Below are 23,979 nucleotides of genomic sequence, written 5' to 3'. Positions count from 1 at the left end.
CCGCAACACCACGTCAACACTTTGTTGAAAACTCGGCCACACAAAAGCCGTCGTCCCGACATCTGGACGACGGCTTGTGGCGGTACATGATCAACTAGCCTTCCTCGGCTGCCTTTTCCCTGCTCAGGGCGGTCTGCCGGTTCAGGTAGTTGTAGACGGTGAAGCGGCTGACACCCAGTGCCCCGGCCACCGTCTCCACTCCATGGCGCACCGAGAAGGCGCCGCGCGCCTCCAGCATCCGGACCGCCTCCTGCTTCGCCTTGCGGTCGAGCGCGGCGAGTGGCATCCCGTGCCGCCGCTCCATGGCGGCCAGAATGTGATCCAGCGAGTCCGAGAGCTGCGGCAGCCGTACAGCGAGCACGTCCTCGCCCTCCCAGGCGAGCACCACGTCGTCGGGCTGAGCCTGCTCGGGGCCCAGTATCTCGGCGCCCATCGCGTCGACGAGCGGCTTGACCGCGGTGATCAGGGGGTGCTCGGTCACGACTCCTCCCCCGGGGCGCCGATGACGTTCACCTGGAGGGAGACGCGGGTCGCGCCGGCCGCCAGGGACTTGCGCAGCAGCGCGTCGACGGCGGTCAGGACCTCGTCGGCGCCGCCTTCCGCCGTATTGCCGAACGGGCCGACGTCCACCGCGTCCAGTTCGGCCGACTGGATGACCTCACGGGCCACGACCGCGTGCTCCGGCGCCTCGTCCAGGTCGAAGGGCTCGGTCGTGAACTCCACTCTCAAACGCACCATGCCCCCACGCTACTGGCCGGAAGTGGGCCGACGGCAGCCCTGAGCTGCCGGGCCCTCTTGACAAGTCAGGCGCTCCGCTTGCAACATTCCGTCAGACAGAAAGTTACTTCCGCAATACGGAAGGAGCGCCGCCCCTCATGGCCCGCTTCTCAGAAGGCGCAGTCACGGACCAGCGCTTCGATGTGAACCTGTCGATCCTCTTCACGGAACTCCCGCTCCTGGAGCGCCCCGCGGCTGCCGCCGCGGCGGGCTTCACCGCGGTCGAGCTGTGGTGGCCCTGGATCGACACCGCCACCCCCGCCCAGAGCGAGCTCGACGCCCTCAAGAAGGCACTGGACGACGCCGGCACCCAGCTGGTGGGCCTGAACTTCTACGCCGGGCAGCTGCCGGGGCCCGACCGCGGCGCGCTCTCCGTGCCCGGCGAGGAGTCGGACCGCTTCCGCGCCAACATCGAGGTGGCGGCCGACTTCGCCGCCTCGGTCGGCTGCAAGGCGCTCAACGCGCTCTACGGCAACCGCGTCGAGGGCGTCGACCCGCAGGTCCAGGACACCCTCGCCCTGGAGAACCTGGTCCTGGCGGCCCGCGCGGCCGACCGGATCGGGGCGATCCTGCTGATCGAGACCCTGAACAAGCCGGAGTCGCCGCTCTACCCGCTGGTGAGCGCCCCCTCCGCGATCGAGGTCGTCGACAAGGTCAACGCGGCCACCGGGCTCGGCAACGCCAAGTTCCTCCTCGACATCTACCACCTGTCGATGAACGGCGAGGACGTCAGCCAGGTCATCGCGCAGTACGCCGACAAGACCGGCCACGTCCAGATCGCCGACAACCCGGGCCGTGGCGCGCCGGGCACCGGCGAGCTCCCGCTGGCCGAGCTGCTCGACGAGCTGAAGAAGGCCGGTTACGACGGCTGGGTCGGCCTGGAGTACAAGGCCGCCGACGCCGCCGCGTCCTTCGACTGGCTCCCGGCCGAGGCCCGCGCGGCCCGCTGACTTCCTCCCCGCACCACCAGTTTTTGAGAGGCACCCTCATGAGCAACCTTCCCAAGATTGCATGGATCGGTCTCGGCATCATGGGCTCCCCCATGTCCGAGAACCTGATCAAGGCGGGCTACTCCGTCACCGGCTTCACCCTCGAGCAGGACAAGCTGGACCGCCTCGCCGCGGCCGGCGGCACCGCCGCCGCGTCGATCGCCGAGGCCGTCAAGGACGCCGACGTCATCATCACGATGGTGCCCGCCTCCCCGCACGTCGAGGCCATCTCCTACGGCCCCGAGGGCATCCTGGAGAACGCCAAGCAGGGCGCGCTGATCATCGACATGTCGTCGATCACCCCGCAGACCTCCGTCGACCTGGCGAAGAACGCCAAGGAGAAGGGCATCCGCGTCATCGACGCCCCCGTCTCCGGCGGCGAGGCCGGCGCCATCGAGGCCGTGCTCTCGATCATGGTGGGTGGCGAGCAGGCCGACTTCGACCAGGCCCTGCCGATCCTCGAGGCCCTCGGCAAGACCATCGTCCTGTGCGGCCCGCACGGCTCCGGCCAGACGGTGAAGGCCGCCAACCAGCTCATCGTCGCCGTCAACATCCAGGCGTGCGCCGAGGCCGTGGTCTTCCTGGAGAAGTCCGGCGTGGACCTCAACGCCGCCCTGGACGTCCTCAACGGCGGTCTGGCCGGCTCCACGGTCCTGACCCGCAAGAAGGACAACTTCCTGAACCGGGACTTCAAGCCCGGCTTCCGGATCGACCTGCACCACAAGGACATGGGCATCGTCACCGACGCCGCCCGTAACGTCGGCGCGGCCCTCCCGGTCGGTGCCGTCGTCGCCCAGCTCGTCGCCTCCCTGCGTGCGCAGGGTGACGGCGGCCTGGACCACTCGGCCCTGCTGCGCGCCGTCGAGCGCCTCTCCGGCCAGCAGGTCTGACCCCAGATTTCCGGGTGGCGGCGGCGCTGACAACCTGTCCTGTCGCGCCCAGGCGTCGCCGCTGCCCGGAACACCCTCCTTCGTTTTCAACAAACTGTTGACGTTCGCTTCAGCGGCTCCTTACGCTCCTGACACCGTCACCAGTGCAGCTCCCGTACGGAAGGTCACGATGTCGAAGCGCGTGCTTACGACCGAGTCCGGCGCCCCCGTCGCCGACAACCAGAACTCCGCCACCGCCGGCGTCGGTGGCCCCATCCTCCTCCAGGACCAGCACCTCCTGGAGAAGCTCGCGCGCTTCAACCGTGAGCGGATCCCGGAGCGCGTGGTCCACGCCCGCGGCTCCGGCGCGTACGGCTACTTCGAGGTGACCGACGACGTCACCGGCTTCACCAAGGCCGCCTTCCTCTCCGAGGTCGGCAAGCGGACCGAGACGTTCATCCGCTTCTCCACCGTGGCCGACTCGCTCGGTGGCGCGGACGCCGTCCGCGACCCGCGCGGCTTCGCGCTGAAGTTCTACACCGAAGAGGGCAACTACGACCTCGTCGGCAACAACACCCCGGTGTTCTTCATCAAGGACCCGATCAAGTTCCCCGACTTCATCCACTCCCAGAAGCGCGACCCCTTCACGGGCAAGCAGGAGCCGGACAACGTCTGGGACTTCTGGGCGCACGCCCCCGAGGCGACCCACCAGGTCACCTGGCTCATGGGCGACCGCGGCATCCCGGCCTCGTACCGGCACATGAACGGCTACGGCTCGCACACGTACCAGTGGACCAACGAGGCGGGCGAGGCCTTCTTCGTCAAGTACCACTTCAAGACGAACCAGGGCATCCGCAGCCTCTCCGCCGAGCAGGCCGCCGAGCTCGTCGGCAAGGACGCCAACTCGCACCAGACCGACCTGCTCCAGGCCATCGAGCGCGGTGTGAACCCCTCGTGGACCCTGTACGTCCAGGTCATGCCGGCCGCCGAGGCCGCGGACTACCGCTTCAACCCGTTCGACCTCACCAAGGTGTGGCCGCACAGCGACTACCCGCTGCAGCGCGTCGGGCGCCTGGTCCTCGACCGCAACCCGGACAACGTCTTCGCCGAGGTCGAGCAGGCCGCGTTCTCCCCGAACAACTTCGTCCCGGGCATCGGCCCGTCGCCGGACAAGATGCTCCAGGGCCGCCTCTTCGCCTACGCGGACGCCCACCGCTACCGCCTCGGCGTCAACCACACCCAGCTGCCGGTGAACGCCCCGAAGGCGACCGTCGCCGACAACTACGGCCGCGACGGCTTCATGGCCACCCGCAACGGCCGCCGCACGGACAAGAACTACGAGCCCAACTCGTACGCCGGTCCCTCGCAGACCGACGAGGCGCTCTCCGCCCCGCTCGCGATCCACGGCTGGACCGGCACCCACGCGGCGCCCGAGCACGCCAAGGACGACCACTTCTTCCAGGCCGGTGAGCTCTACCGCCTGATGTCCGAGGACGAGAAGAAGCGTCTGGTCGCCAACATCGCCGGTGGCCTGTCCCAGGTGTCCCGCGAGGACATCATCGAGAAGAACATCGCGCACTTCGCCGCCGCCGACGCGGACTACGGCAAGCGCGTGGCCGAGGCGGTCCGCGCCCTGCGCGAGGACTGATCCACGGCGGTATCCAGACCGCGTACGGCATAGGACGGGAGGTCAGATGTCGTACGCCGTCCGGACCGACGGCCCGGATGAGGGGTGGCCGGCGGAACGGACAGCGTGAGGACCGCGGCGGCGCACGAGCCAGTGCGGTGGTAAGGGCGGACCAGGCCCCTTCTTGACCTGAAGGAAGGGATCTCCGGTCCACCCGTCGTCGCCGCCGCGGTCCCAACGCCCCCTTCAGGGGAACCCCATGACTCCGCCCGGCGGCGCGAACGTCCTGTCGCGCCAGCCTCGCACCGTCGGGCGGGCACAACGAGAGCGCGGAACCAGGTTTACGGTCCCTGGTTCCGCGCTCTTCTGCGTACGGCGTCGAGGCACGTCACTGAGCGCATCGTTTCTGCGGTGAAGATCCACACCCGCTCGGGCGAGCGCACCGCGATTCGCCCCTGTGCGCCCCTCTGCCGCGGCTATCCACTCGTACATGATCAAGAACCTGGTGCGGGGCCTGACCCCGCTCGCGCTGATCCTGTCCCCGCTCGCCGCGCCCTCCCCGGCCCTGTCGGCGAGCGTCGTCCTCTTCCCCGACGCCCTCGCCGACCTCACCGAGGCGACCGAGGACCCGGACGGCTACAAGGCCTCCGCCTTCCGGCACTGGAACGACGGGCTCGACCCGGCCGACGGCTGCGACACCCGCGCCGAGGTCCTCCTGGAGGAGGCCGTCGACGCCCCGAAGACCAGCAAGGGCTGCATGCTCGCGGGCGGGAAGTGGACCTCGTACTACGACGGCCAGACCGTCACCGACCCCGCCGCGCTCCGCGTCGACCACGTCGTCTCCCTCAACGAGGCCTGGGAGTCGGGTGCTTCGGGCTGGACGGCGGCCCGGCGAGAGCAGTACGCCAACGACCAGGGCTCGCCCGGCACGCTCGTCGCCGTCACCGCCCGCAGCCAGAAGGACAAGGCCGGCCGCGACCCTGCCGACTGGGTGCCCTCGGCCTCCACCCAGTACTGCCGCTACGTCGCCGAGTGGGTGGGGACCAAGCTGCGCTGGGGCCTGAGCGCCGACAAGGACGAGGTGGAGGCGCTCAAGCTGTTCGCTGACGGGCCCTGCGAGGAGACGGTCGTCGTCCGCTCGAAGGCCCCTCGGTGAGGGTGAGCGTCAGCGTCACGGCGAGCGAGGCGACGGCGAGCACGACGATCGCCGTACGCGGCGAGGTGTACTGGGCGACGGCGCCGGCCAGCGCCGCGCTCAGGCCCTGGAGGGCGAGCATGCCCGAGGTGTGCAGCCCGAGGGCGTGACCGCTCAGCTCGTCCGGTACGAGGGCCATCAGCCGCTCCTGGTACAGCAGGCTCGCGCCGAAGCCGACCGCGGCGACGGTGACGGCCGCGAGGGCGAAGGGCAGCCCCGGATCCAGCGCGAACAGCAGGAACGGGGCTGCGAGCAGGGCCTGCAGCGGGGCGGCGAGCCGGCCGCGGACCCCCTTCGGTACGAACCGGCCGAGGACGGTGTCGCCCGCGAACATCCCGAACGCGCTGCACGCGAAGAGCAGCCCGGCGTGCTCGGGGTCGTACGGCACGAACAGCGACTCGCAGCCCACGATCAGCCCGTTGGGCACCCACAGCGCGACGTACACCCGCCGGCGGGCGCGGGAGGACCAGAGCCGTGCGTTCGTCCGCCAGGTCTCGGCGGCCGAGGCCCGGCCGGTGGCGCGCGGGGCGCGCCGCGACAGTCCGGAGCGGGCCAGGAGGGCCGCGGCGAGGTACAGGGCGGCACCGGTCAGCAGGGTTCCGCGCGGCGAGAGCAGGGCGACGAGCAGGCCGCCGGCCGCGAACCCGGCGATCTGGCAGCAGCCGACCGCCATGTTCAGCACCGAACGGCCCAGCAGATAACCGTCCTTGGGCAGAATCTCCCCGAGGAGTCCGTACCGCACCCCGCCGCCCACCGATCCGACGAGGCCGTGCGCGAACAGGATGGCGAAGACAGCCCCGACCGGCAGGCCGGGGACGGCTGTCGCGGCGGTACCCACGGCGAAGAACAGCGCCATGCCGGCGAGCGCCGCGCGCGGCGGGAGCCGGTCGGCGGCCGAGAGGAGCGTGGCGGCACCGACGAGCTGGGCGAGCGAGGGCCCGAAGAGCGCGAGGGAGGAGAGGAGCGGGGAACCGGTCTGCCGAAAGACGAGGACGGCGAGGCCGAGCCCGGACACCGTCTGGGCGGCGACCTGGACGGAGCAGGTGAGGAAGAGCGGGATGAACTCGGGCGTACGGAGGAGCTCGCGGTAGCTGCGCATGCGGCGGAGTCTGCGAGGGCGGGCGGCACGGCCGGTAGTGTTTCGCGCGGAGGCGAAACGAGGGGCGCGTGGGGGCGGGCGGCGAGGGCGGGCGGAGGGCGGCGCGACGGCGGGCGGCGTGACTGGCAACGGACGGAGGGGCGGCGGGCGCATGGGCGGGCGCGGGTGAGGGCAGGCGGGCGGCGCGACCGGCAACGGACGGCGGGCGGAGGGCGGCGCGACCGGCAACGGACGGCAGGCGCATGGGTGGGGGGCAGGCGTGCGGTGGGCGGCGGCCGGGCGACCGGCAACGGACGGAGGGCGCCGGGGCGCGGGCCGGCGTGGCGGCTGGCGGTGTGACGGCGGGCGCATGGGTGGGCGCGGGTGGGGGCAGGCGTGCGGTGGGCGCGTCCATGAGAGCGTGACAGCGGCGGGGGCGGGGCGGATATGGGCTGGTGGCAGGTCGACGCGGACGCGCTTGCGGGTGGGCGGTTTCTGATCTCCCCGCTGGCCGAGGCCACCGCCGCGCTCCAGACCCTGGACCTGAGGAAGACCGCCCACCCGGGCGAGCGGGCATGGCTGGAGGCCCATCTGCCCGCCTACCGGGCCCGGTTGGCGGACGAACCGCTCGACGCCCTGCTCGTCCGGGCCGCGCTCGGGACGTCGTGGAACGCCGACTTCGTCACGCCCACGCCGCTGGGCGACGGCGAGCGGAGCTTCGAGGAGGAGCTGACCCGGATGCGCGCGACCCCGCCCGCGGCGGCCGTCGCCGATCTGGCGGTGTCACTGGGCGGCCCGGTGCCCGAGCCGCTCGCCTCGGCGACCGATCTCCCGTACCGGATGGCCGAGTTGCTCACCTGGGTATGGCGGGAGACCGTCCTTCCGACCTGGCCGCGACGCCGCCGGATCCTGGAGGCCGACGTACTGGCGCGCACGGCGCGGTTGACCCGGGGCGGGTGGGCGGCGGCCCTCGACGAGCTGAGTCCGGGCCGCACGCGCTGGCTGGGCGACGGGCGACTCCAGATCAACACCCGTGACTATCCGCCGAGATCGGTCGCCGGAGGGCGGCTGCTGTTCGTGCCGGTGACGCCGAGCCGGGGGTGGGTGTCGTGGGAGGGTACGGAGCGGTACGCGATCGTCTACCCGTGTGCGGGCGCGCTGGCCGACGCGGAGGGGCCGGCCGTACCGGAGGCACTGGGGGCGCTGCTCGGGAGCGCGCGGGCCGGAGTGCTCGTACGGCTGGAATCGCCGCTGTCCACCAGCCAGTTGGTGGCGCTGACGGGTCAGGGGCTCGGGTCGGTGGGCCGGCATCTGAAGGTGCTGCTCGACGCCCGGCTCGTACGGCGGAGGCGGGCCGGGCGGTCGGTGCTCTACGACTGGACGGAGGCGGGAGCGGCCCTGGTACGGGCACAGAGCGGCCCCCGCTCCGGTGCTCTCGGGGCGGGGGCCGATCGGTGATCCGCGAGATCAGACCTTCAGCGGCTTGATCGCGGTCGGCGCGTGGCCGGGCTCGGTGGCCAGCTCCTCGAACTCGGTGACGTCGCTCATGTCGACCGTCTTGCTCATCGCGATGTTCGTGATGCGCTCCAGGATCGCCTCGACGACGACCGGAACCTGGAACTCGACGGCCATCTTCTTGGCCTGCTCCAGCGCCTCGCCCAGCTTGTTCGGGTCCTCGACGCGGATCGCCTTGACGCCCAGGCCCTCGGCGACCTTGACGTGGTCGACGCCGTAGACGCCGATCTCCGGGGTGTTGATGTTCTCGAACTCGAGGTTGACCTCGAAGTTGATCCCCAGGCCGCCCTGCGCCTGACGGATCAGACCCAGGTAGGCGTTGTTCACGAGGACGTGGACGTAGGGGACCTTGTGCTGGGCGGCGACCGCCAGCTCCTCGATCATGAACTGGAAGTCGTAGTCGCCGGAGAGCGCGACGACCGGGGTCTCCGGGTCGGCGGTGGCGGCGCCGATCGCGGCCGGGATGGTCCAGCCGAGCGGACCGGCCTGGCCGCAGTTGATCCAGTGGCGCGGCTTGTAGACGTGCAGGAACTGGGCCGCGGCGATCTGGGAGAGGCCGATGGTGGTGACGTAGCGCGTGTCCTGGCCGAAGACCTTGTTCATCTCCTCGTACACGCGCTGCGGCTTCATCGGGATGTTGTCGAAGTGCGTACGGCGCTGGAGGGTGGCCTTGCGCTCCTGCGCGGAGGCGGCCCAGGCGGAGAAGTCGGGCAGCTTGCCCGCGGCCTTCAGCTCCTTGGCGATCTCGATGAAGAGCTCGAGCGCGACCTTGGCGTCGGAGGCGATGCCGTAGTCGGGGGCGAAGATCTTGCCGAGCTGGGTGGGCTCGATGTCGACGTGGACGAACTTCCGGCCCTTGGTGTACGCCTCCAGGTTGTAACCCGTGTGGCGGTTGGCCCAGCGGTTGCCGATGCCGAGGACGAAGTCCGACTCCAGGAAGGTCGCGTTGCCGTAGCGGTGCGCGGTCTGGACGCCGACCATGCCGGCGGCGAGCTCGTGGTCGTCCGGGATGGTGCCCCAGCCCATGAGGGTGGAGATGACCGGGATGTTGGTGAGCTCGGCGAACTCGACGAGCAGGTCGGAGGCGTCGGCGTTGATGATGCCGCCACCGGCGACGATCAGGGGCCGCTCGGACTCCAGGAGGAAGTTCAGGGCCTTCGCGGCCTGCGCGCGGGTGGCCCGCGGCTGGTAGACCGGCAGGGGCTCGTAGGTCTCCGGGTCGAACTCGATCTCGGTCAGCTGGACGTCGATCGGCAGGTCGATGAGGACCGGGCCGGGGCGGCCGGAGCGCATCAGGTGGAAGGCCTGCTGGAAGACGCCGGGGACCTGCGCGGCCTCCAGGACCGTGGTGGCGGCCTTGGTGACGGGCTTGGCGATCGTGGCGATGTCGACGGCCTGGAAGTCCTCCTTGTGGAGCTTCGAGACCGGGGCCTGGCCCGTGATGCACAGGATCGGGATCGAGTCGGCGATCGCCGAGTACAGGCCGGTGATCATGTCGGTGCCGGCGGGGCCGGAGGTACCGATGCAGACACCGATGTTGCCGGCCTTGGCACGGGTGTAGCCCTCGGCCATGTGGGACGCGCCCTCGACGTGGCGGGCGAGGGTGTGGGCGATGCCGCCCACGTTCTTGAGCTCGCGGTAGAAGGGGTTGATCGCCGCGCCGGGCACGCCGAACGCGTTGGTGACGCCTTCGCGCTTGAGGATCTCAACGGCCGCTGCGGCGGCGGTCATACGGGGCATGGAGGGCTCCTGCTTCGGCCAGGCGGAAGCGGGTCCGCCACCTTCTCGGCGGGCCGTTTCCGTATTGCGGAAGTATTGTTCTGCTATACGGAAGCAATGTAGGTCGGGGGGTCGAGGGCCGTCAAGGGAGGGGGCTCGGACGTTGGCCGAACTCCCTCCCCTCGCGTGGCGGATTGGTGGACGATGGGGGCGGGAAGACAGGGGGTCCGGCGTGGGGTTCGGTGTGGGTGACTCGGTTCCGGTGCGATGCCCGGAATGCCTCCGTACGCAGCCGTACGCGGCACCGGTCTTCCCGTGCGCGTGCGGGACGCCGGTCGTGCCGCCGGTGATCGCGGGGGCGACGGGAGAGCCGGTCACGCACCGCAACTGGACGGACGAGTGGGTCGCGATCCGCTGCGTCGCCTGCGGCCGCGAGGACGAATGGCCCCACCCGGAGCTGGGCTGCCAGTGCGGCACAGTCCTCCGCGTCCCGGTCCGCCCGCCGGGGGACGACGGGGGCGGTACGGGACGGGGTGCGGGCGGTACGGCACGGGTTCCGGGCACCGCCGAGGTGAGCACCGGCCCCTGGCGCACCACGGCCCCCGGTACGGGAACGGATTCCCGCATGGGGACCGCCCCCGGGGCAGGAACCGACGCCCGGGCAGACACGGCCCCCGGTATGGGGACCGCCCCCGGAGCAGGAGACGCCCCTGGGACAGGCACGGACCCCCGTATGGGGATCGACCCCTGGGCGGGCCCTGACCCCCGTATGGGGACCGCCCCCGGGGCAGGAACCGACCCCCGGACAGGAGCCGAACCCCGGGCGGGAAGGGACCCCCGCTGGGGAACCGACCCCGGGGCGGGAAGCCACCCCGGCGCAGGCACGGACCCCCGCATGGGGACCGACCAAGGGGCGGGAGGCCATCCCGGCGTAGGCACGGGCCCACGCGTGGAGACCGAGCCCCAGGCAGGAGGCCACCCCGGCGCAGGCGCGGGCCCCCGTGTGGGGGCCGAGCCCGGGCCGGGAACGGACCCCAGCACAGACGCCGCCCCCGGCGCAGGAGGCGACCCCGGGCCGGGAGCGGACCCCAGCGCAGGAGGCAACCCGAGCGCAGAAGGCGACGCCCGAGCCGCAGGCGGCCCCCGAGCGGCCCACGGCCAGGGCCCGGTGGGGCGGCAGGCCGGTCCCGGTCCGGATTCGGACGCCACGGCGGGCACCAGGCCCGGCGCAGACGCACCCTCCCGAATGGCTCAGGGACCTGGTCCGGACGCACCCTCCCGAACGGCCCCGGGACCCGGTCCGGACGCAGCCTCCCGGACGGCTCAGGGACCCGGCGCGGACGCAGCCTCCCGGACGGCTCAGGGACCCGGCGCGGACGCAGCCTCCCGGATGGCTCAGGGACCCGGCGCCGCGGGGTCCGCAGATCGGGGGCAGGGGCACGCGGCCGGTGGGGCCGCGTCGGGCTCCCGCCCCGCCGGTACGGACCCCGGCCAGGGACCAGTAGCCGGTGGGCCCGGATCGGGCTCCGGTACGGACATGTCGACCGCCCCCGCAGGCCCTGGCGCCCTGCCCGACGGCCGGCCGGCCCCTGCCGGGGGCCCCGACACCGGCTGGTGGCCTGACCCGACGAACCCCGAGGCGGAGCCCGGTCGTGCGCGCGCCGTCCCCGGCAACGGCGGGCACCGGACCTTCGCCGAGCGCTACCCCGCGCACATCCCGCCACCGCCCACCGCGCCGCACCCCGCGCCCCCGAGGCCCTCGTTCCGGCCCGTGACGATCCGTACCGCCCGTGACGCCGTCGCCGCGTCGGCCGGCTATCTGCGCTGGCTGGGGTTCCGGGACGTCGTCCAGCCCGAGGAGCGGTCGGCGTCCGGCATCGACCTGCGGGCGCCCGGCCTCGTCGCCCAGGTCGACCCGAGCACCCGACCCGCCGCCCTGCGGGCCGTCGAGTGCCTCTGGCTCAACGGCCTGAGCAACTCCGCCGTGAGCGTCTTCTTCTCCCTCGCCGGCTACACCCCGGACGCCCGGTCCCGCGCCGACGAACTCGGCATTCCGCTCTTCGTCCTGGACCTCACCGGCACGCCCCAGCCCGTCAACACCCCGGCGGACGAACTGATCACCACGGGAGCCTAGGCTCGTCAGCCTCGGCGCCACCACCGCGGACGCCCCCGCAGCTCAAAAGAACCTCAGAATTCGGCCATTCACGCGTGACGATCACACTCCCCCGGGCACAACACCCTCGGGGGGTGGGTCGTCATGGGGGCGGACACGTGGTGGTTCATCGGTGCGTCCTGCGCACAACTGCTGGTCGCGCTCGTCCTGTTGCGAACGCGCAGCCCGCAGCGGACCGAACTCGCCCCGCAGGCACTGGCGTTGCTGCGGGGCGGGCGGCGGGCCGCGGTCGTCGTGGCGCTTGTCGCGCTGCACCAGCGCGGCGCGGTCGCGGCGGGTCGCAGGGGAACGATTCGGGCCAACGGCGGTCCCGGCCGGACCCGTGACCCGGTTCAGCTGGGCGTGCACAGTTCGCTGCGCCGCGCGCTGGGCCTGCGGGTGCTCGCCGCCCAGCCCCGAGCGCGGCAGGCCGTCGACGCGCTGCGGGCCGAGCTCGGCCGGGCCGGGCTGCTCCGTCCGTACGGACGGCTGCGCGTCGCCCGCCTGCTGCTCGTCGCCACGGTCGCCACGGTCGCGGCGGGCCTGCTCGTCACGCACCCGTCCGGCGTGGAGCTGGCGCTCGCGCTCGGCCTCGGAGCCGTACCGGCCGTCGCCGGGCTCGCCCTCCTCTTCCTGCCGCCGACGACCCGCGCCGCCCGCCGACAACTGGCCGGGCTCCGCGCGCGGTACCCGCTGCCCGCGCACCGCCGCGAGGTGACGGACGGCAATCTGGTCCTGCTGTACGTCGCCCTCTACGGCGACCCCGCGCTCGCCCTCTTCCTCCCCCGCTTCTCGCGCGACGGCGGTCTCCTCGGCCGGGGCGGCGGGACGGACGGCTACGCCACCGGACGCGGCTGGTTCGGCGGAGGCGACAGAAGCTGGACCAGCGGGACCGGCGGGACCGGCGGCGAGGGCGGCGGAGGAGGCGGGGGCGGCGGCTCGGACTGAGGGCGCGCGCCATACTCGTCCCATGCGCATCCGAGCGGCCGCACCGGCCGAACTCCCGCTGCTCCAGGACATCGAGCGGGCCGCGGGCGAACCCTTCCGCTCCCTCGGCATGGCGGTCATCGCCGACGACGAGCCGCTTCCGCTGGACGTCCTGGACTCCTACCGGCGGGCCGGTCGCGCCTGGGTGGCCGCCGACGAGGCCGACGACCCGGTCGCGTATCTGCTGACGGACACCGTCGACGGGGCCGCCCACATCGAACAGGTCTCCGTGCACCCGGCCGCCGCCCGCCGGGGCATCGGCCGCTCGCTCATCGAGCACCTCGCGGCGGAGGCGGCCGAGCGGGGGCTGACGGCGCTGACCCTGACGACCTTCACCGAGGTCCCCTGGAACGCGCCGTACTACACCCGCCTCGGCTTCCGCCCCCTCGCGGAGTCCGATCCGCAGCTGACCACCGGCCTCCGCGCCATCCAGCGGGCCGAGGCCGCCCACGGCCTGGCGACCTGGCCCCGGGTCTGCATGCGCCGCGACCTCCTGGCGGGGGCCTCCTACCCGTCCCCGTAACGCTCGCGCAGCTCCACCTTCCGCACCTTCCCGCTCACCGTCATCGGGAACTCGGCGAGGATCTCGACCCGGCGCGGGATCTTGTAGTGCGCGAGACGGTCGCGGCAGTACGCGGTGATGTCGTCCAGGCTCGGCGGGTCCGCGGGGTCGCGCGGGATCACGCAGGCCAGGATCTCCTCGCCGTAGCGGACGTCGGGGACGCCGACGACCTGGACGTCGGCGATCTTCTCGTACCCGTAGAGGAACTCCTCGATCTCGCGCGGGTACACGTTCTCCCCGCCGCGGATGATCATGTCCTTGATGCGCCCGACGATCTGGACGTAGCCGTCCTCACGCATCACGGCCAGGTCGCCGGTGTGCATCCAGCGGCCGGCGTCGACGGCCTCGGCGGTCTTCCCGGGCTCGTTCCAGTAGCCGAGCATGACGCTGTAGCCGCGGGTGCACAGCTCGCCCGCCGTCCCGCGCTCCACGGTGAGTCCGTTCGCCGGGTCGACGATCTTCACCTCGACGTGCGGCATGACCCGGCCGACCGTGCCCGTCCGGCGCTCCAGGTCGTCGTCGCGCCGGGTCTGCGTGGAGACGGGCGAGGTCTCGGTCATGCCGTAACAGATCGACACCTCGGCCATGTTCATCTCGGCGACGACCCGCTTCATGACCTCCACCGGGCAGGGCGAGCCCGCCATGATCCCGGTGCGGAGGGTGGAGAGGTCGTACGAGGCGAAGTCGGGGAGGTTCAGCTCGGCGATGAACATGGTCGGGACGCCGTACAGCGAGGTGCACCGCTCCTCCTGGACCGCGCGGAGGGTGGCCGCGGGGTCGAAGGACGGCGCGGGGATGACCATGCAGGCGCCGTGCGAGGTCGCCGCGAGGTTGCCCATCACCATGCCGAAGCAGTGGTAGAAGGGGACGGGGATACAGATCCGGTCCTGCTCGGTGTAGGCGATCATCTCGCCCACGAAGTAACCATTGTTGAGGATGTTGTGGTGGGAGAGGGTCGCTCCCTTGGGGAAGCCCGTGGTGCCCGAGGTGTACTGGATGTTGACGGGCTCGTCGCAGGACAGCGCGGCGGGGCGCAGCTCCCCCGCCGTACGGGAGAGCAGTTCGTCCCAGCTCACGTCACCGAAGTAGACGGCCTCCCGCAACTCCGGGCAGTTGCCGCGCACTTGATCAACCATGGCCCGGTAGTCGCTCGTCTTGTGCGCGAGGGAGGCGAAGAGCAGAGAGATGCCCGCCTGCCGCAGCACGTACTCGACCTCATGGGCGCGGTAGGCCGGGTTGATGTTCACCATGACGGCGCCGATGCGGGCGGTGGCGTACTGGACGAGTACCCACTCGGCGCAGTTGACCGCCCAGATCCCGACCCGGTCGCCCTTCGCGACCCCGCTGCCGAGCAGGGCGTCGGCCAACTTCTCGACGTCCGCGCCGAATTCGGCGTACGTCCAGCGGCGGCCGGAGGGAACGTCGACGAGGGCCTCGCGCTCCGGCCAGGCCGCGACCGCCCGGTCGAGGTTGGCGCCGATGGTGTCGCCGAGGAGCTCGGTGGAGCTCGCGCCGTGTGCGTAGGACAGACTCACGCCCGCTCCCCCTCCGCGTACTCCGTGCCCTCGCCCTTCGCCGTACGCTCCCGCAGCTCGATCCGGCGGATCTTCCCCGAGACCGTCTTCGGCAGCTCGGCGAACTCGATGCGCCGCAGCCGCTTGTACGGGGCGAGGACCGCGCGCGAGTGGGCGAAGAGCGCCTGCGCCGTGTCCTCGTTCGGCTCCCAGCCGTCCGCGAGGACGACGTACGCCTTCGGGACGGCGAGCCGCAGCGGGTCGGGGGCCGGGACGACGGCCGCCTCGGCCACCGCCTCGTGCTCCAGGAGCGCGCTCTCCAGCTCGAACGGCGAGATCTTGTAGTCGGAGGCCTTGAAGACGTCGTCGGCCCGCCCGATGTAGGTGATGTAGCCCTCGGCGTCACGGGAGCCGATGTCGCCGGTGCGGTAGTAGCCGCCCGCCATCGCCTCGGCCGTACGCTCCGGGTCGCCGTGGTAGCCGGTCATCAGGCCGACCGGGTCGGTGGACAGGTCGAGGCAGATCTCGCCCTCCTCCACGTCCGCCTTGCCGCTCACCGGGTCGACGAGGGTGACGCGGAAGCCGGGGCTGGGCCGCCCCATGGAGCCCTCCTTGAGGCGCTGGCCGGGGCTGTTGGAGACCTGGACGGCGGTCTCGGTCTGCCCGAATCCGTCGCGGATGGTGACGCCCCAGGCGCGGCGCACGGACTCGATGACCTCGGGGTTGAGCGGCTCGCCGGCCGCGACGACCTCGCGCGGCGGGTGCTTCAGCTGCGTGAGGTCGGCCTGGATCAGCATGCGCCACACGGTGGGCGGCGCACAGAAGCTGGTGACGCCGTTCCGCTCCATCTCGGCCATCAGCCGGGCCGGGTCGAAGCGCGTGTAGTTGTGGATGAAGACGGTCGCCTCGGCGTTCCACGGGGCGAAGAGGTTGGACCAGGCGTGCTTGGCCCAGCCGGGCGAGGAGATGTTCAGATGCACGTCGCCGGGCTTGAGCCCGATCCAGTACATGGTGGCGAGATGGCCGACGGGGTACGAGGTGTGGGTGTGCTCGACCAGCTTGGGGCGGGCGGTCGTGCCGGAGGTGAAGTACAGCATCAGCGGGTCGTCGGAGCGGGTGACGCCGTCGGCCTCGAACGCGCCGGACGCGCGGTAGGCCTCCTCGTACGGGAGCCAGCCGCTCCGCTCCCCGCCGACGACGATCCGGGTGTACTCCCCCGGCACGTCGTCGAACTTGGCGGTGTCCTCGGCGCGGACGATCACGTGCCGGGCCCGGCCGCGCTCGACGCGGTCGCGCAGGTCGGCGGGGCCGAGGAGCGGGGTGGCGGGGATGACGACGGCCCGCAGCTTCATCGCGGCGAGCGCGGTCTCCCACAGCTCGGCCTGGTTGCCGAGCATGACGATGATCCGGTCACCGGCCCGCACGCCCTGGGCGCGCAGCCAGTTGGCGGCCTGATCGGAGCGCCCGGACATCTCGGCGAAGCTGAGGCGGGTCTCGGTGCCGTCCTCCTCGACGATGTGCAGCGCGGTCCTGTCGTTGCCGGTCGCGATGACGTCGAACCATTCGAGGGCCCAGTTGAACCGGTCGGGGCGGGGCCAGGCGAACCCCTCGTACGCCGTCTCGTAGTCCTCCCGGTGCTGGAGCAGGAAGTCGCGGGCGGCCCGGAACCTCTCCGTCGCGGTGGTAGACGTCATGTGTCCTCCTCGTTGCGGGACCGGTCACGGACATCGTGTAATCAGTGACCCAGGTCTCACTACCCCCGTTCGGGGGTGAAGGAGTGGTCGCGTGCCCGAGCGGATCGAATCGGTGGAGCTGCGTGCGGCGCTGCTGCGGATGCGCCGCGCCACCGGCCTTCAGGTCGTCTTCGGCGGTCTGCTGCACGACGGCCGCCGGCTGAGGATCGCGGAGCTGAACGGAGCGCTCACCCCCGCCCTCCAGGGCCTCGCGGTCTCGGCGGGCAGCGGCCTGGGCGGAAGGTGTCTGGCGTTGTCGCGGCCCTGCGCGGTCGTCGACTATCCGTCGGCGCGGCACATCACGCACGAGTACGACGGTCCGGTGTCGGCGGAGGGTCTGCGCTCGGTGATCGCGGTGCCCGTCGTCGTACGGCGGAAGGTGCGGGGGGTGCTGTACGGCGCGCTGCGGGACGCGCTGCCGCTGGGCGAGCGCGTCTTCGACGCGGCGGTGGCGGCGGCCAGGGACGTGGAGCAGGCACTGGCGGTACGGGAGGTGCCGGCGCCGGGCCCCTCATGGGAGGAGGTCCGCGAGGCGCACGGGGAGCTCCGCGAACTGGCCCCGCAGATCGCGGACCCCCGCCTCCGGGCCCGGCTCCTGGCGGTGTGCGGCCGCCTGGAGACGGCCGCGGCCGGGCCGGAACGCGCGCCGGGAGTGATCCTGACGCCGCGCGAGCTGGACGTCCTGGCGGCGGTGGCGTCGGGGGCGACGAACGCGACGGCGGCGGAACGGCTGGGGCTGCGCCCGGAGACGGTGAAGGGCTACCTCCGCTCGACGATGCGCAAGCTGGGCGCGCACACGCGGCTGGAGGCGGTGGTGGCGGCGCGGAGGGCGGGGGTGTTGCCGTAGGGGGGCGGCCGAACCGCGAGGCCCGTAGTTCGGCAGGACTACTCGTCGACGACGCCGAATCCCACCTCGTACGGGACTCCTTCCACGGCCATCACCCGTACCGTCCGCTCCGCCTCCTCCGTCAGCGCGGCGCGCTGGGCCTTGGTCGTACGGCCGAAGGGCTGGATGGTCATCGTCGAGCGCTCCTTGGTCTCGTCCAGGCGCCACAGCCCGGCGAGGAAGCCGTCGAGGAGGAAGACGCAGTGGGCCTGGTTCCCCTTCCAGGTGCGGTTCCTGGCCTCGGCGGGGACGAGGCGGGTGCGGTCGGCGTGCGAGAGGAGGAGGTTGTCGTACTCGGGGAGGAAGCGCGGCGGGGCCGGGGTGTCGGCGTCGGGGCGCGGGGCGTCGGGGAGGTCGAAGAGTTCGACGCCGTGCTCGTCCTGGAAGGTGACGAGCCGGGGTCGCAGGCGCTCGAAGGCGTCACGGAGGCGGGTGAGGCCGCTCCAGGTCTGCATGTCCTTGACGGAGGCGGGCCCGAAGGCGGCGAGGTACCGGAGGACGGTGTCGTCGGGGGCCGGGGCGGGTTCGGCGGGGCGGCCGAGCCAGATCTCGGCGGTGGTGAGCCGGACCTGCCCGCTCCGGCGCCAGAGGCCGCGCGGGGTGACCTGGACGAGCGGGAGGAGGCAGCGCGCGGCGACGGAGAGGGCCTGCGGGTCGGCGTGGGGCCAGTGGAGGAGGAGTGCCTCGCGGATCTCCTTGGGGGTGCGGGGCTCCTCCTCGACGAGCTCGCGGGAGAGGGCGGCGAGGCGGTCGAGGTCGACGCCGTCGAGGCCCTTGCGGAAGATCTTGAGCTCGCGGTCGCGGGCTGCCTGGACGAGGGGGCGGAGGGTGAGGACGTCGTCGGCGGTGTGGGTGTGGATGGTGGAGCGCATGGTGACGATCCGGGCGGCCTCCCGGGATTCCATGAGGTCGGAGAGGTGCTCGGGCCGGAAGCCGGCGAGGCGGGCGGCGAGTGCGTAGTACGGCGGCTTGGTGTTCTGCGCCTGGAGCCCGAGGAGATGGGAGACGGCACCCTTGGCGGACATCGCGGCAGGCTCCAGGAGGAGCTGGCGGGCGAGCGTGGCGCGGCCCAGGGCGCGGGTGGAGAGAACCGGGTGGGTCGTCGTGGAGGCCATGGGAGGCACGCTACTCGGGCTTGCGGACAGTTACGGTCCGCGATGATGCGGGCGGGCGGGGGTGGACGGGACTGGAGCCTCCGGGCGGGGGCGGGCCCGAAGCCGCCGGGCCGGCCCAGGAGCCGCCGGGCTTGGAGCCGACGGCCCGGGAGGCGACGGGCCGGGATGGACGGGCCCGGAGCCGCCTCGGCGCCTGGGATGGGCGGGGCCCCGAAGCCGCCGCGCTGCCGTAATTCACCCCGTATATCCTGCCCGGGAGACCCTGGCCCCGATCACGTATACGGAGATGGACCCACGATGTCGGACCGTCGCCCCCGCGCAGCCTGGCGCCGCCAGCCGGAGCCGCCGGCCGCGCCGCGCCAGGAGCCGGAGCCGTCCGGGCCCGGCTCGGCGAGCGTGGTGCAGGCCACGCTCTATCGGGACGGCCGCAAGGTGGCCTCGCCCGATTCGCTGGCTGAGACGCTCCGTCAGCTGCGTGAACACCCGTACGGCATGGCCTGGATCGGCCTGCACCGGCCGACCGAGGCCGAACTCCACTCACTGGCAGGCGAGTTCGACCTTCACGAGCTGGCGGTCGAGGACGCGCTGGAGGCGCATCAGCGCCCGAAGCTGGAACGGTACGGAGACACCCTCTTCGTCGTCCTGCGCGCGGCCCGCTACCTGGACGCCCAGGAGGAGGTCGACTTCGGGGAACTCCACATCTTCGTGGGCCAGGACTTCGTGATCACGGTCCGCCACGGCGCGGCCCCGGACCTCTCGGCGGTCCGCCACCGCATGGAGGAGAACCCGGACCTCCTGGCCCTGGGCCCGGAGGCGGTCCTGTACGCGATCCTCGACGCGGTCGTGGACGGCTACGCCCCCGTGGTGGCGGGCGTCCAGAACGACATCGACGAGATCGAGACCGAGGTCTTCGGCGGCGACCCGGCGGTCTCCCGCCGCATCTACGAACTCTCCCGCGAAATGGTCGAGTTCCAACGCGCCACCCGCCCCCTGGTGGGCATGCTGCACGGCCTGATGGCAGGCTTCGCGAAGTACGGCACGGACGAGGAACTCCAGCGCTACCTCCGCGACGTGGCGGACCACGTCACCCACACCAGCGAACGCGTGGACGGCTTCCGCCAGGCCCTGACGGAAATCCTGACGGTGAACGCGACCCTGGTGACCCAGCAACAGAACGCGGAGATGCGCGCGTTGGCGGAGGCGGGCTTCGAACAGAACGAGGAAATCAAGAAGATTTCTGCCTGGGCCGCAATTCTCTTTGCACCCACACTCGTTGGAACTATCTACGGCATGAACTTCGACTCCATGCCTGAGTTGAGTTGGCGCTTCGGATACCCCTTCGCGATCGGCTTGATGGGGATGGTCTGCGTCAGTTTGTACGTGATTTTCAAGCGCAGGGATTGGCTTTAGGGGGCGAGGTCGTTCCCGGGGGTGCGGTTGCCGGCCTGCAGGCCGTCCAGGCCGCCGTACAGCGAGCGGAGACTGCGCTCGTGCATCGCCGCCGCGTACACGTCCGCCGTCGCCACTGCAGCCGCGTCCCAGCCGAAGGACCGGGCGTGCCGAGCCGCGGCTGCGCCCATCCGGGCGGAGAGTGCCGGGTCGTCGGCAAAGCCGCACAGTGCCCGCGCGTAGTCGTCCGGGTCGTGGCCCGGTACGAGCACGCCGCTCACGCCATGTCTTACTGCCACCGACAGGCCGCCGACCTCGGCAGCGATCACCGGGGTGCCGCAGGCCTGAGCCTCGACGGCCACCAGGCCGAAGGACTCGCTGTAGGACGGCATGACCAGGACGGACGCCGCCCGGTACCAGTCGGCGAGTTGATCCTGGCCGACCGGCGGCCGGAACCGCACGACGTCGGAGATACCGAGCCAGGCCGCCAGCTTCTGCAGTCCCTCCGGCTTGGACATACCGCTGCCGCTGGGCCCGCCCACAACCGGCACCGTGATTCGCTCACGTAGCTGCGGCCGCTCCTCCAGCAGCCGGGCCACCGAGCGCAACAGGATGTCCGGCCCTTTCAGCGGCTGTATGCGACCCGCGAACAGCGGAATGAGCGCGTCCTGCGGCAGCCCGAGGCGGGCCCGGGCCGCGGCCCGGCCGGCCGCGACGCCGGATGTGTCGGGCCGGAATCGCTCCAGATCGACCCCCGGGTGGACGACGGCGATCCGGCCGGTGTCGGCGTCGTAGTGGCGGAGGAGCTCCTCCGCTTCCTTTTCGGTGTTCGCTATCAACCGGTCGGCCGCCCATACGACGTGTGTCTCGCCGAGCACGCGGGTCACGGGCTCAGGCGTGTCGCCCTCGGCGAGGGAGGCGTTCTTGACCTTGGCCATGGTGTGCATGGCATGGACGAGCGGGACGCCCCAGCGCTCGGCAGCGAGGCGGCCGACGTGGCCTGAGAGCCAGTAGTGCGAGTGGAGCAGGTCGTAGTGGCCGGGACGGTGGCCGGCCCAGGCCTGCGTCACGCCACGCGTAAAGGCGCACAGTTGCGCGGGCAGACTTTCCTTGGTCAGGCCCTCGTAGGGGCCGGCGTCCACGTGCCGAACCAGAACTCCGGGCGCGAGTTCGACGCTGGGCGGGAGCGCGGCAGAGGTGGTCCGGGTGAAGATCTCCACCTCTATGTCGATGGCGGCGAGGCGCTTGGCGAGCTCGACGATGTAGACGTTCATCCCACCGGCGTCGCCGGTGCCGGGCTGGTGCAACGGTGAGGTGTGCACGCTGATCATGGCGATGCGGCGAGGGCGGCTGCGGGCGCCAGATGGCCGCAACCTGGGCGGGACGACAAGGGTGCTGCCGGGGGGACGGCTGCGGAGCCCTCCGAGCCGGGGCACGTACTGGCTCACCTCGCGAGTCCTCCTTGGAGGTCGAGGCGCTGCTCGCCCGCGTACACGTTCATGGAGCCGCCGCGCAGGAAGCCGACGAGCGTGAGCCCGGTCTCCGCCGCCAGGTCCACCGCCAGGGAGGACGGTGCCGAGACCGCCGCCAGCATCGGGATGCCTGCCATGACCGCCTTCTGTGCCAACTCGAAGGACGCCCGCCCGGATACCAGCAGAATCCTCTGGGACAGCGGCAGTTCGCCGGACTGGAGCGCGCGGCCGATCAACTTGTCCACGGCGTTGTGCCGGCCCACGTCCTCCCGCAGATCCAGCAGTTCACCCTCGGGCGAGAACAGCCCGGCGGCGTGCAGGCCCCCGGTCCGGTCGAACACCCGTTGCGCGGCCCGCAGCCGGTCGGGCAGGGCGGCCAAGAGCTCGGGGGCGACTCTGACCGGGGGCCTGTCGGAGATCGGCCACCCGGCGGTGGTCCGCACGGCCTCCAGGCCGGCCTTCCCGCACAGCCCGCAGGAGGAGGTGGTGTATACGTTCCGTTCGAGCGTGATGTCGGGCAGCGGCACGCCGGGCGCGAGCTGGACGTCGACGATGTTGTACGTGTTCGAGCCGTCCTCGGTGGCGCCCGCGCAGTACACGATGTTCGCCACATCCTCGGCCCGGCGAACGACGCCCTCGCTCACCAGGAACCCGGCGGCCAACGCGAAGTCGTCACCGGGCGTGCGCATGGTGATCGCCAGCGGCCTGCCGCTCAGCCGGATCTCCAGCGGCTCCTCGGCCACCAGTGTGTCCGGCCGTATGCTCACCGCTCCGTCCCGGATCCGCAGCACGCGCCGTCGCTCGGTAACCCGTCCCATGGCCTCACTCCCGGTTCTGTAGGTGCTGGTAGCCGAACTCAGGTCGGTGGGTGCGCGGCCCAACGTGTCGATGAGCACGGCTCCGGCCACTTCCTCAGCACTCGATGACATTGACGGCGAGTCCGCCGCGGGCGGTCTCCTTGTACTTGACCTTCATGTCGGCGCCGGTCTCCTTCATGGTCTTGATGACCTTGTCGAGGGAGACGTGGTGGCGGCCGTCGCCGCGCAGGGCCATCCGGGCGGCGGTCACGGCCTTGACCGCGGCCATGCCGTTACGCTCGATGCACGGGATCTGGACCAGTCCGCCGACCGGATCGCAGGTCAGGCCGAGGTTGTGCTCCATGCCGATCTCGGCCGCGTTCTCCACCTGCTCCGGGCTGCCGCCCAGCACCTCGGCGAGGCCGCCGGCGGCCATCGAGCAGGCCGAGCCGACCTCGCCCTGACAGCCGACCTCGGCGCCGGAGATCGACGCGTTCTCCTTGAAGAGCAGGCCGATGGCGCCCGCCACGAGCATGAAGCGGACGATGCCCTCCTCGTCGGCGCCCGGTACGAAGTCGAGGTAGTAGCGCAGAACGGCGGGGATGATGCCCGCCGCGCCGTTCGTCGGGGCGGTGACGACCCGGCCGCCGGCGGCGTTCTCCTCGTTCACCGCCATCGCGTAGAGGGTCACCCACTCCATGGCGCGGCCCACCGGGTCGCCCTCGGAGCGCAACTGGCGGGCCGCCGCCGCGGCCCGGCGGCGGACCTTCAGGCCGCCGGGGAGGATGCCCTCGCGGGACAGCCCGCGCGACACGCAGCCCTCCATGACCCGCCAGATCTCCAGCAGACCCGCGCGGATCTCCTCCTCGGTGCGCCAGGCCTTCTCGTTCTCCAGCATCAGCGCGGAGATCGACAGTCCGGTCTCCCGGGCGAGCTGCAGCAGCTCGTCACCCGTGCGGAACGGGTAGGCCGGCACCGTGTCGTCGACCTTGATCCGGTCCGCCCCGACGGCGTCCTCGTCGACGACGAAGCCGCCGCCGACCGAGTAGTACGTCTTCTCCAGCAGCGGCAGACCGTGGGCGTCGTACGCGAAGAGGGTCATGCCGTTGGCGTGGTACGGCAGGGAGCGCCGACGGTGCAGGACCAACTGGGTCGAGATGTCGAAGTCGATCTCGTGGGCCGGGCCGATCTCGGCACCGAGGAGGCGGATGCGCCCATGGGTGCGGATCCGCTCGACGTCCAGCTCGGCCTGGGCGACGTCGACCGTGTGCGGCACGTTGCCCTCCAGGCCGAGCAGCACGGCCTTGGGGGTGCCGTGGCCGTGCCCGGTGGCGCCGAGGGAGCCGAACAGCTCCGCCCGCACCGCGGCGGTCTGGGCGAGCAGGCCATCCTTCTTCAGCCGGGCGGCGAACATCGCGGCGGCGCGCATCGGTCCGACAGTGTGCGAGCTGGACGGGCCGATGCCGATGGAGAACAGGTCGAAGACGCTGATTGCCACGCCATACTCCGTGGGATGGGAGAGGCGAGCCGCGCATGTCACGGGCACGCCCCTGCGGGAGGGTTGTCGGTTACGGGCCTGGGTGGAGCGGGGGCTTCTCCGCGA

20 protein-coding genes are annotated in these 23,979 nt (G+C 71.9%); 10 read left to right on the top strand and 10 right to left on the bottom strand.

Annotation, left to right across the window (positions count from 1 at the left end; all coding sequences use genetic code 11):
- Positions 1–94 precede the first annotated feature (94 nt).
- A complete protein-coding gene (locus tag ACZ4VI_RS19350) occupies positions 95–433 on the bottom strand; it encodes a helix-turn-helix domain-containing protein (protein WP_468000760.1) in 339 nt (112 codons plus the stop codon).
- 44 nt (positions 434–477) lie between these two features.
- Positions 478–735 carry a YkoF family thiamine-binding protein gene (locus tag ACZ4VI_RS19345; protein ID WP_468000758.1) on the bottom strand — a complete coding sequence of 86 codons (258 nt, stop codon included), beginning with the start codon at positions 733–735 and terminating at the stop codon, positions 478–480.
- Positions 736–875: 140 nt separating this feature from the next.
- Here ACZ4VI_RS19345 and ACZ4VI_RS19340 point away from each other — a divergent pair, with 140 nt between their 5' ends.
- The 4 genes from ACZ4VI_RS19340 (at position 876) to ACZ4VI_RS19325 (ending at position 5,418) form a co-directional block, all read left to right on the top strand.
- A complete protein-coding gene (locus ACZ4VI_RS19340; protein ID WP_468000614.1) occupies positions 876–1,727 on the top strand; it encodes a TIM barrel protein in 852 nt (283 codons plus the stop codon).
- Positions 1,728–1,765: 38 nt separating this feature from the next.
- Complete coding sequence (locus ACZ4VI_RS19335) at positions 1,766–2,656, top strand: 2-hydroxy-3-oxopropionate reductase (protein WP_468000612.1); 891 nt, start codon at positions 1,766–1,768, stop codon at positions 2,654–2,656.
- Positions 2,657–2,825: 169 nt separating this feature from the next.
- Positions 2,826–4,283: a catalase gene (locus tag ACZ4VI_RS19330; protein WP_468000611.1), complete on the top strand. Its 1,458-nt coding sequence runs from the start codon at positions 2,826–2,828 to the stop codon at positions 4,281–4,283.
- Positions 4,284–4,752: 469 nt separating this feature from the next.
- Positions 4,753–5,418 carry a GmrSD restriction endonuclease domain-containing protein gene (locus ACZ4VI_RS19325; RefSeq protein ID WP_468000609.1) on the top strand — a complete coding sequence of 222 codons (666 nt, stop codon included), beginning with the start codon at positions 4,753–4,755 and terminating at the stop codon, positions 5,416–5,418.
- Here the strand turns inward: ACZ4VI_RS19325 and ACZ4VI_RS19320 are convergent.
- Positions 5,354–6,556, bottom strand: a complete 1,203-nt coding sequence (locus ACZ4VI_RS19320) for an MFS transporter (protein WP_468000607.1) — start codon at positions 6,554–6,556, stop codon at positions 5,354–5,356. The two genes, ACZ4VI_RS19325 and ACZ4VI_RS19320, sit on opposite strands and share 65 nt — an antisense overlap.
- 426 nt (positions 6,557–6,982) lie before the next feature.
- Here ACZ4VI_RS19320 and ACZ4VI_RS19315 point away from each other — a divergent pair, with 426 nt between their 5' ends.
- A complete protein-coding gene (locus tag ACZ4VI_RS19315; RefSeq protein WP_468000606.1) occupies positions 6,983–7,993 on the top strand; it encodes an ArsR family transcriptional regulator in 1,011 nt (336 codons plus the stop codon).
- A gap of 9 nt (positions 7,994–8,002) precedes the next feature.
- On the opposite strand, the gene gcl is transcribed toward ACZ4VI_RS19315, so the two are convergent.
- The gene (gcl, locus tag ACZ4VI_RS19310; RefSeq protein WP_468000604.1) at positions 8,003–9,790 is read right to left on the bottom strand and encodes a glyoxylate carboligase; all 1,788 of its coding nucleotides are present in this window, start codon (positions 9,788–9,790) and stop codon (positions 8,003–8,005) included.
- 1,516 nt (positions 9,791–11,306) lie between these two features.
- Here gcl and ACZ4VI_RS19305 point away from each other — a divergent pair.
- From ACZ4VI_RS19305 to ACZ4VI_RS19295, 3 genes are all read left to right on the top strand, one after another.
- On the top strand, positions 11,307–11,903 hold the full coding sequence (locus tag ACZ4VI_RS19305; protein WP_468000602.1) for a hypothetical protein: 597 nt from the start codon (positions 11,307–11,309) through the stop codon (positions 11,901–11,903).
- A 123-nt stretch (positions 11,904–12,026) separates the two neighbouring features.
- Positions 12,027–12,869 (top strand): TIGR04222 domain-containing membrane protein, encoded by an 843-nt coding sequence (locus tag ACZ4VI_RS19300; RefSeq protein WP_468000600.1) that lies wholly within the window; start codon positions 12,027–12,029, stop codon positions 12,867–12,869.
- 22 nt (positions 12,870–12,891) lie between these two features.
- Positions 12,892–13,431 (top strand): GNAT family N-acetyltransferase, encoded by a 540-nt coding sequence (locus ACZ4VI_RS19295; protein WP_468000599.1) that lies wholly within the window; start codon positions 12,892–12,894, stop codon positions 13,429–13,431.
- On the opposite strand, the gene ACZ4VI_RS19290 is transcribed toward ACZ4VI_RS19295, so the two are convergent.
- A complete protein-coding gene (locus ACZ4VI_RS19290) occupies positions 13,416–15,005 on the bottom strand; it encodes an AMP-binding protein (RefSeq protein WP_468000597.1) in 1,590 nt (529 codons plus the stop codon). The genes ACZ4VI_RS19295 and ACZ4VI_RS19290 overlap by 16 nt on opposite strands.
- Positions 15,002–16,678 (bottom strand): AMP-binding protein, encoded by a 1,677-nt coding sequence (locus ACZ4VI_RS19285; RefSeq protein WP_468000595.1) that lies wholly within the window; start codon positions 16,676–16,678, stop codon positions 15,002–15,004. The genes ACZ4VI_RS19290 and ACZ4VI_RS19285 overlap by 4 nt, the downstream gene beginning before the upstream one ends.
- Before the next feature lie 91 nt (positions 16,679–16,769).
- On the opposite strand from ACZ4VI_RS19285, the gene ACZ4VI_RS19280 reads away from it, so the two are divergent.
- Positions 16,770–17,564: a helix-turn-helix transcriptional regulator gene (locus ACZ4VI_RS19280; RefSeq protein WP_468000593.1), complete on the top strand. Its 795-nt coding sequence runs from the start codon at positions 16,770–16,772 to the stop codon at positions 17,562–17,564.
- A 38-nt stretch (positions 17,565–17,602) separates the two neighbouring features.
- Here ACZ4VI_RS19280 and ACZ4VI_RS19275 read toward each other — a convergent pair whose 3' ends face one another.
- Positions 17,603–18,718, bottom strand: a complete 1,116-nt coding sequence (locus ACZ4VI_RS19275) for a winged helix DNA-binding domain-containing protein (RefSeq protein ID WP_468000591.1) — start codon at positions 18,716–18,718, stop codon at positions 17,603–17,605.
- A 297-nt stretch (positions 18,719–19,015) separates the two neighbouring features.
- On the opposite strand from ACZ4VI_RS19275, the gene ACZ4VI_RS19270 reads away from it, so the two are divergent.
- The gene (locus ACZ4VI_RS19270; RefSeq protein WP_468000589.1) at positions 19,016–20,128 is read left to right on the top strand and encodes a magnesium and cobalt transport protein CorA; all 1,113 of its coding nucleotides are present in this window, start codon (positions 19,016–19,018) and stop codon (positions 20,126–20,128) included.
- Here the strand turns inward: ACZ4VI_RS19270 and mshA are convergent.
- From mshA to ACZ4VI_RS19255, 3 genes are all read right to left on the bottom strand, one after another.
- Complete coding sequence (mshA, locus tag ACZ4VI_RS19265; protein WP_468000587.1) at positions 20,125–21,555, bottom strand: D-inositol-3-phosphate glycosyltransferase; 1,431 nt, start codon at positions 21,553–21,555, stop codon at positions 20,125–20,127. The genes ACZ4VI_RS19270 and mshA overlap by 4 nt on opposite strands.
- Complete coding sequence (fdhD, locus tag ACZ4VI_RS19260) at positions 21,552–22,397, bottom strand: formate dehydrogenase accessory sulfurtransferase FdhD (RefSeq protein ID WP_468000756.1); 846 nt, start codon at positions 22,395–22,397, stop codon at positions 21,552–21,554. Before fdhD ends, mshA begins: the two co-directional genes overlap by 4 nt.
- Positions 22,398–22,491: 94 nt before the next feature.
- Positions 22,492–23,874, bottom strand: coding sequence for an L-serine ammonia-lyase (locus ACZ4VI_RS19255; protein WP_468000585.1), 1,383 nt, complete (start codon positions 23,872–23,874; stop codon positions 22,492–22,494).
- Between the last annotated feature and the right edge of the window lie 105 nt (positions 23,875–23,979).

It is taken from the genome of Streptomyces sp. NPDC029169 (assembly GCF_055563935.1).
Note: the sequence above shows the minus strand (reverse complement) of the source record. Positions and strands in the feature narration are given on the sequence as shown.

Bases quoted from the DNA above. Each gene is read 5' to 3' on its own strand.
- gcl (WP_468000604.1), bottom strand. From the start codon at position 9,790: ATGCCCCGTATGACCGCCGCCGCAGCGGCCGTTGAGATCCTCAAGCGC.
- fdhD (WP_468000756.1), bottom strand. From the start codon at position 22,397: ATGGGACGGGTTACCGAGCGACGGCGCGTGCTGCGGATCCGGGACGGA.
- ACZ4VI_RS19285 (WP_468000595.1), bottom strand. From the start codon at position 16,678: ATGACGTCTACCACCGCGACGGAGAGGTTCCGGGCCGCCCGCGACTTC.
- ACZ4VI_RS19350 (WP_468000760.1), bottom strand. From the start codon at position 433: ATGGGCGCCGAGATACTGGGCCCCGAGCAGGCTCAGCCCGACGACGTG.
- ACZ4VI_RS19320 (WP_468000607.1), bottom strand. From the start codon at position 6,556: ATGCGCAGCTACCGCGAGCTCCTCCGTACGCCCGAGTTCATCCCGCTC.
- ACZ4VI_RS19330 (WP_468000611.1), top strand. From the start codon at position 2,826: ATGTCGAAGCGCGTGCTTACGACCGAGTCCGGCGCCCCCGTCGCCGAC.
- ACZ4VI_RS19295 (WP_468000599.1), top strand. From the start codon at position 12,892: ATGCGCATCCGAGCGGCCGCACCGGCCGAACTCCCGCTGCTCCAGGAC.
- ACZ4VI_RS19325 (WP_468000609.1), top strand. From the start codon at position 4,753: ATGATCAAGAACCTGGTGCGGGGCCTGACCCCGCTCGCGCTGATCCTG.
- ACZ4VI_RS19340 (WP_468000614.1), top strand. From the start codon at position 876: ATGGCCCGCTTCTCAGAAGGCGCAGTCACGGACCAGCGCTTCGATGTG.
- ACZ4VI_RS19335 (WP_468000612.1), top strand. From the start codon at position 1,766: ATGAGCAACCTTCCCAAGATTGCATGGATCGGTCTCGGCATCATGGGC.
- ACZ4VI_RS19275 (WP_468000591.1), bottom strand. From the start codon at position 18,718: ATGGCCTCCACGACGACCCACCCGGTTCTCTCCACCCGCGCCCTGGGC.
- ACZ4VI_RS19315 (WP_468000606.1), top strand. From the start codon at position 6,983: ATGGGCTGGTGGCAGGTCGACGCGGACGCGCTTGCGGGTGGGCGGTTT.
- ACZ4VI_RS19305 (WP_468000602.1), top strand. From the start codon at position 11,307: ATGTCGACCGCCCCCGCAGGCCCTGGCGCCCTGCCCGACGGCCGGCCG.
- ACZ4VI_RS19300 (WP_468000600.1), top strand. From the start codon at position 12,027: ATGGGGGCGGACACGTGGTGGTTCATCGGTGCGTCCTGCGCACAACTG.
- ACZ4VI_RS19270 (WP_468000589.1), top strand. From the start codon at position 19,016: ATGTCGGACCGTCGCCCCCGCGCAGCCTGGCGCCGCCAGCCGGAGCCG.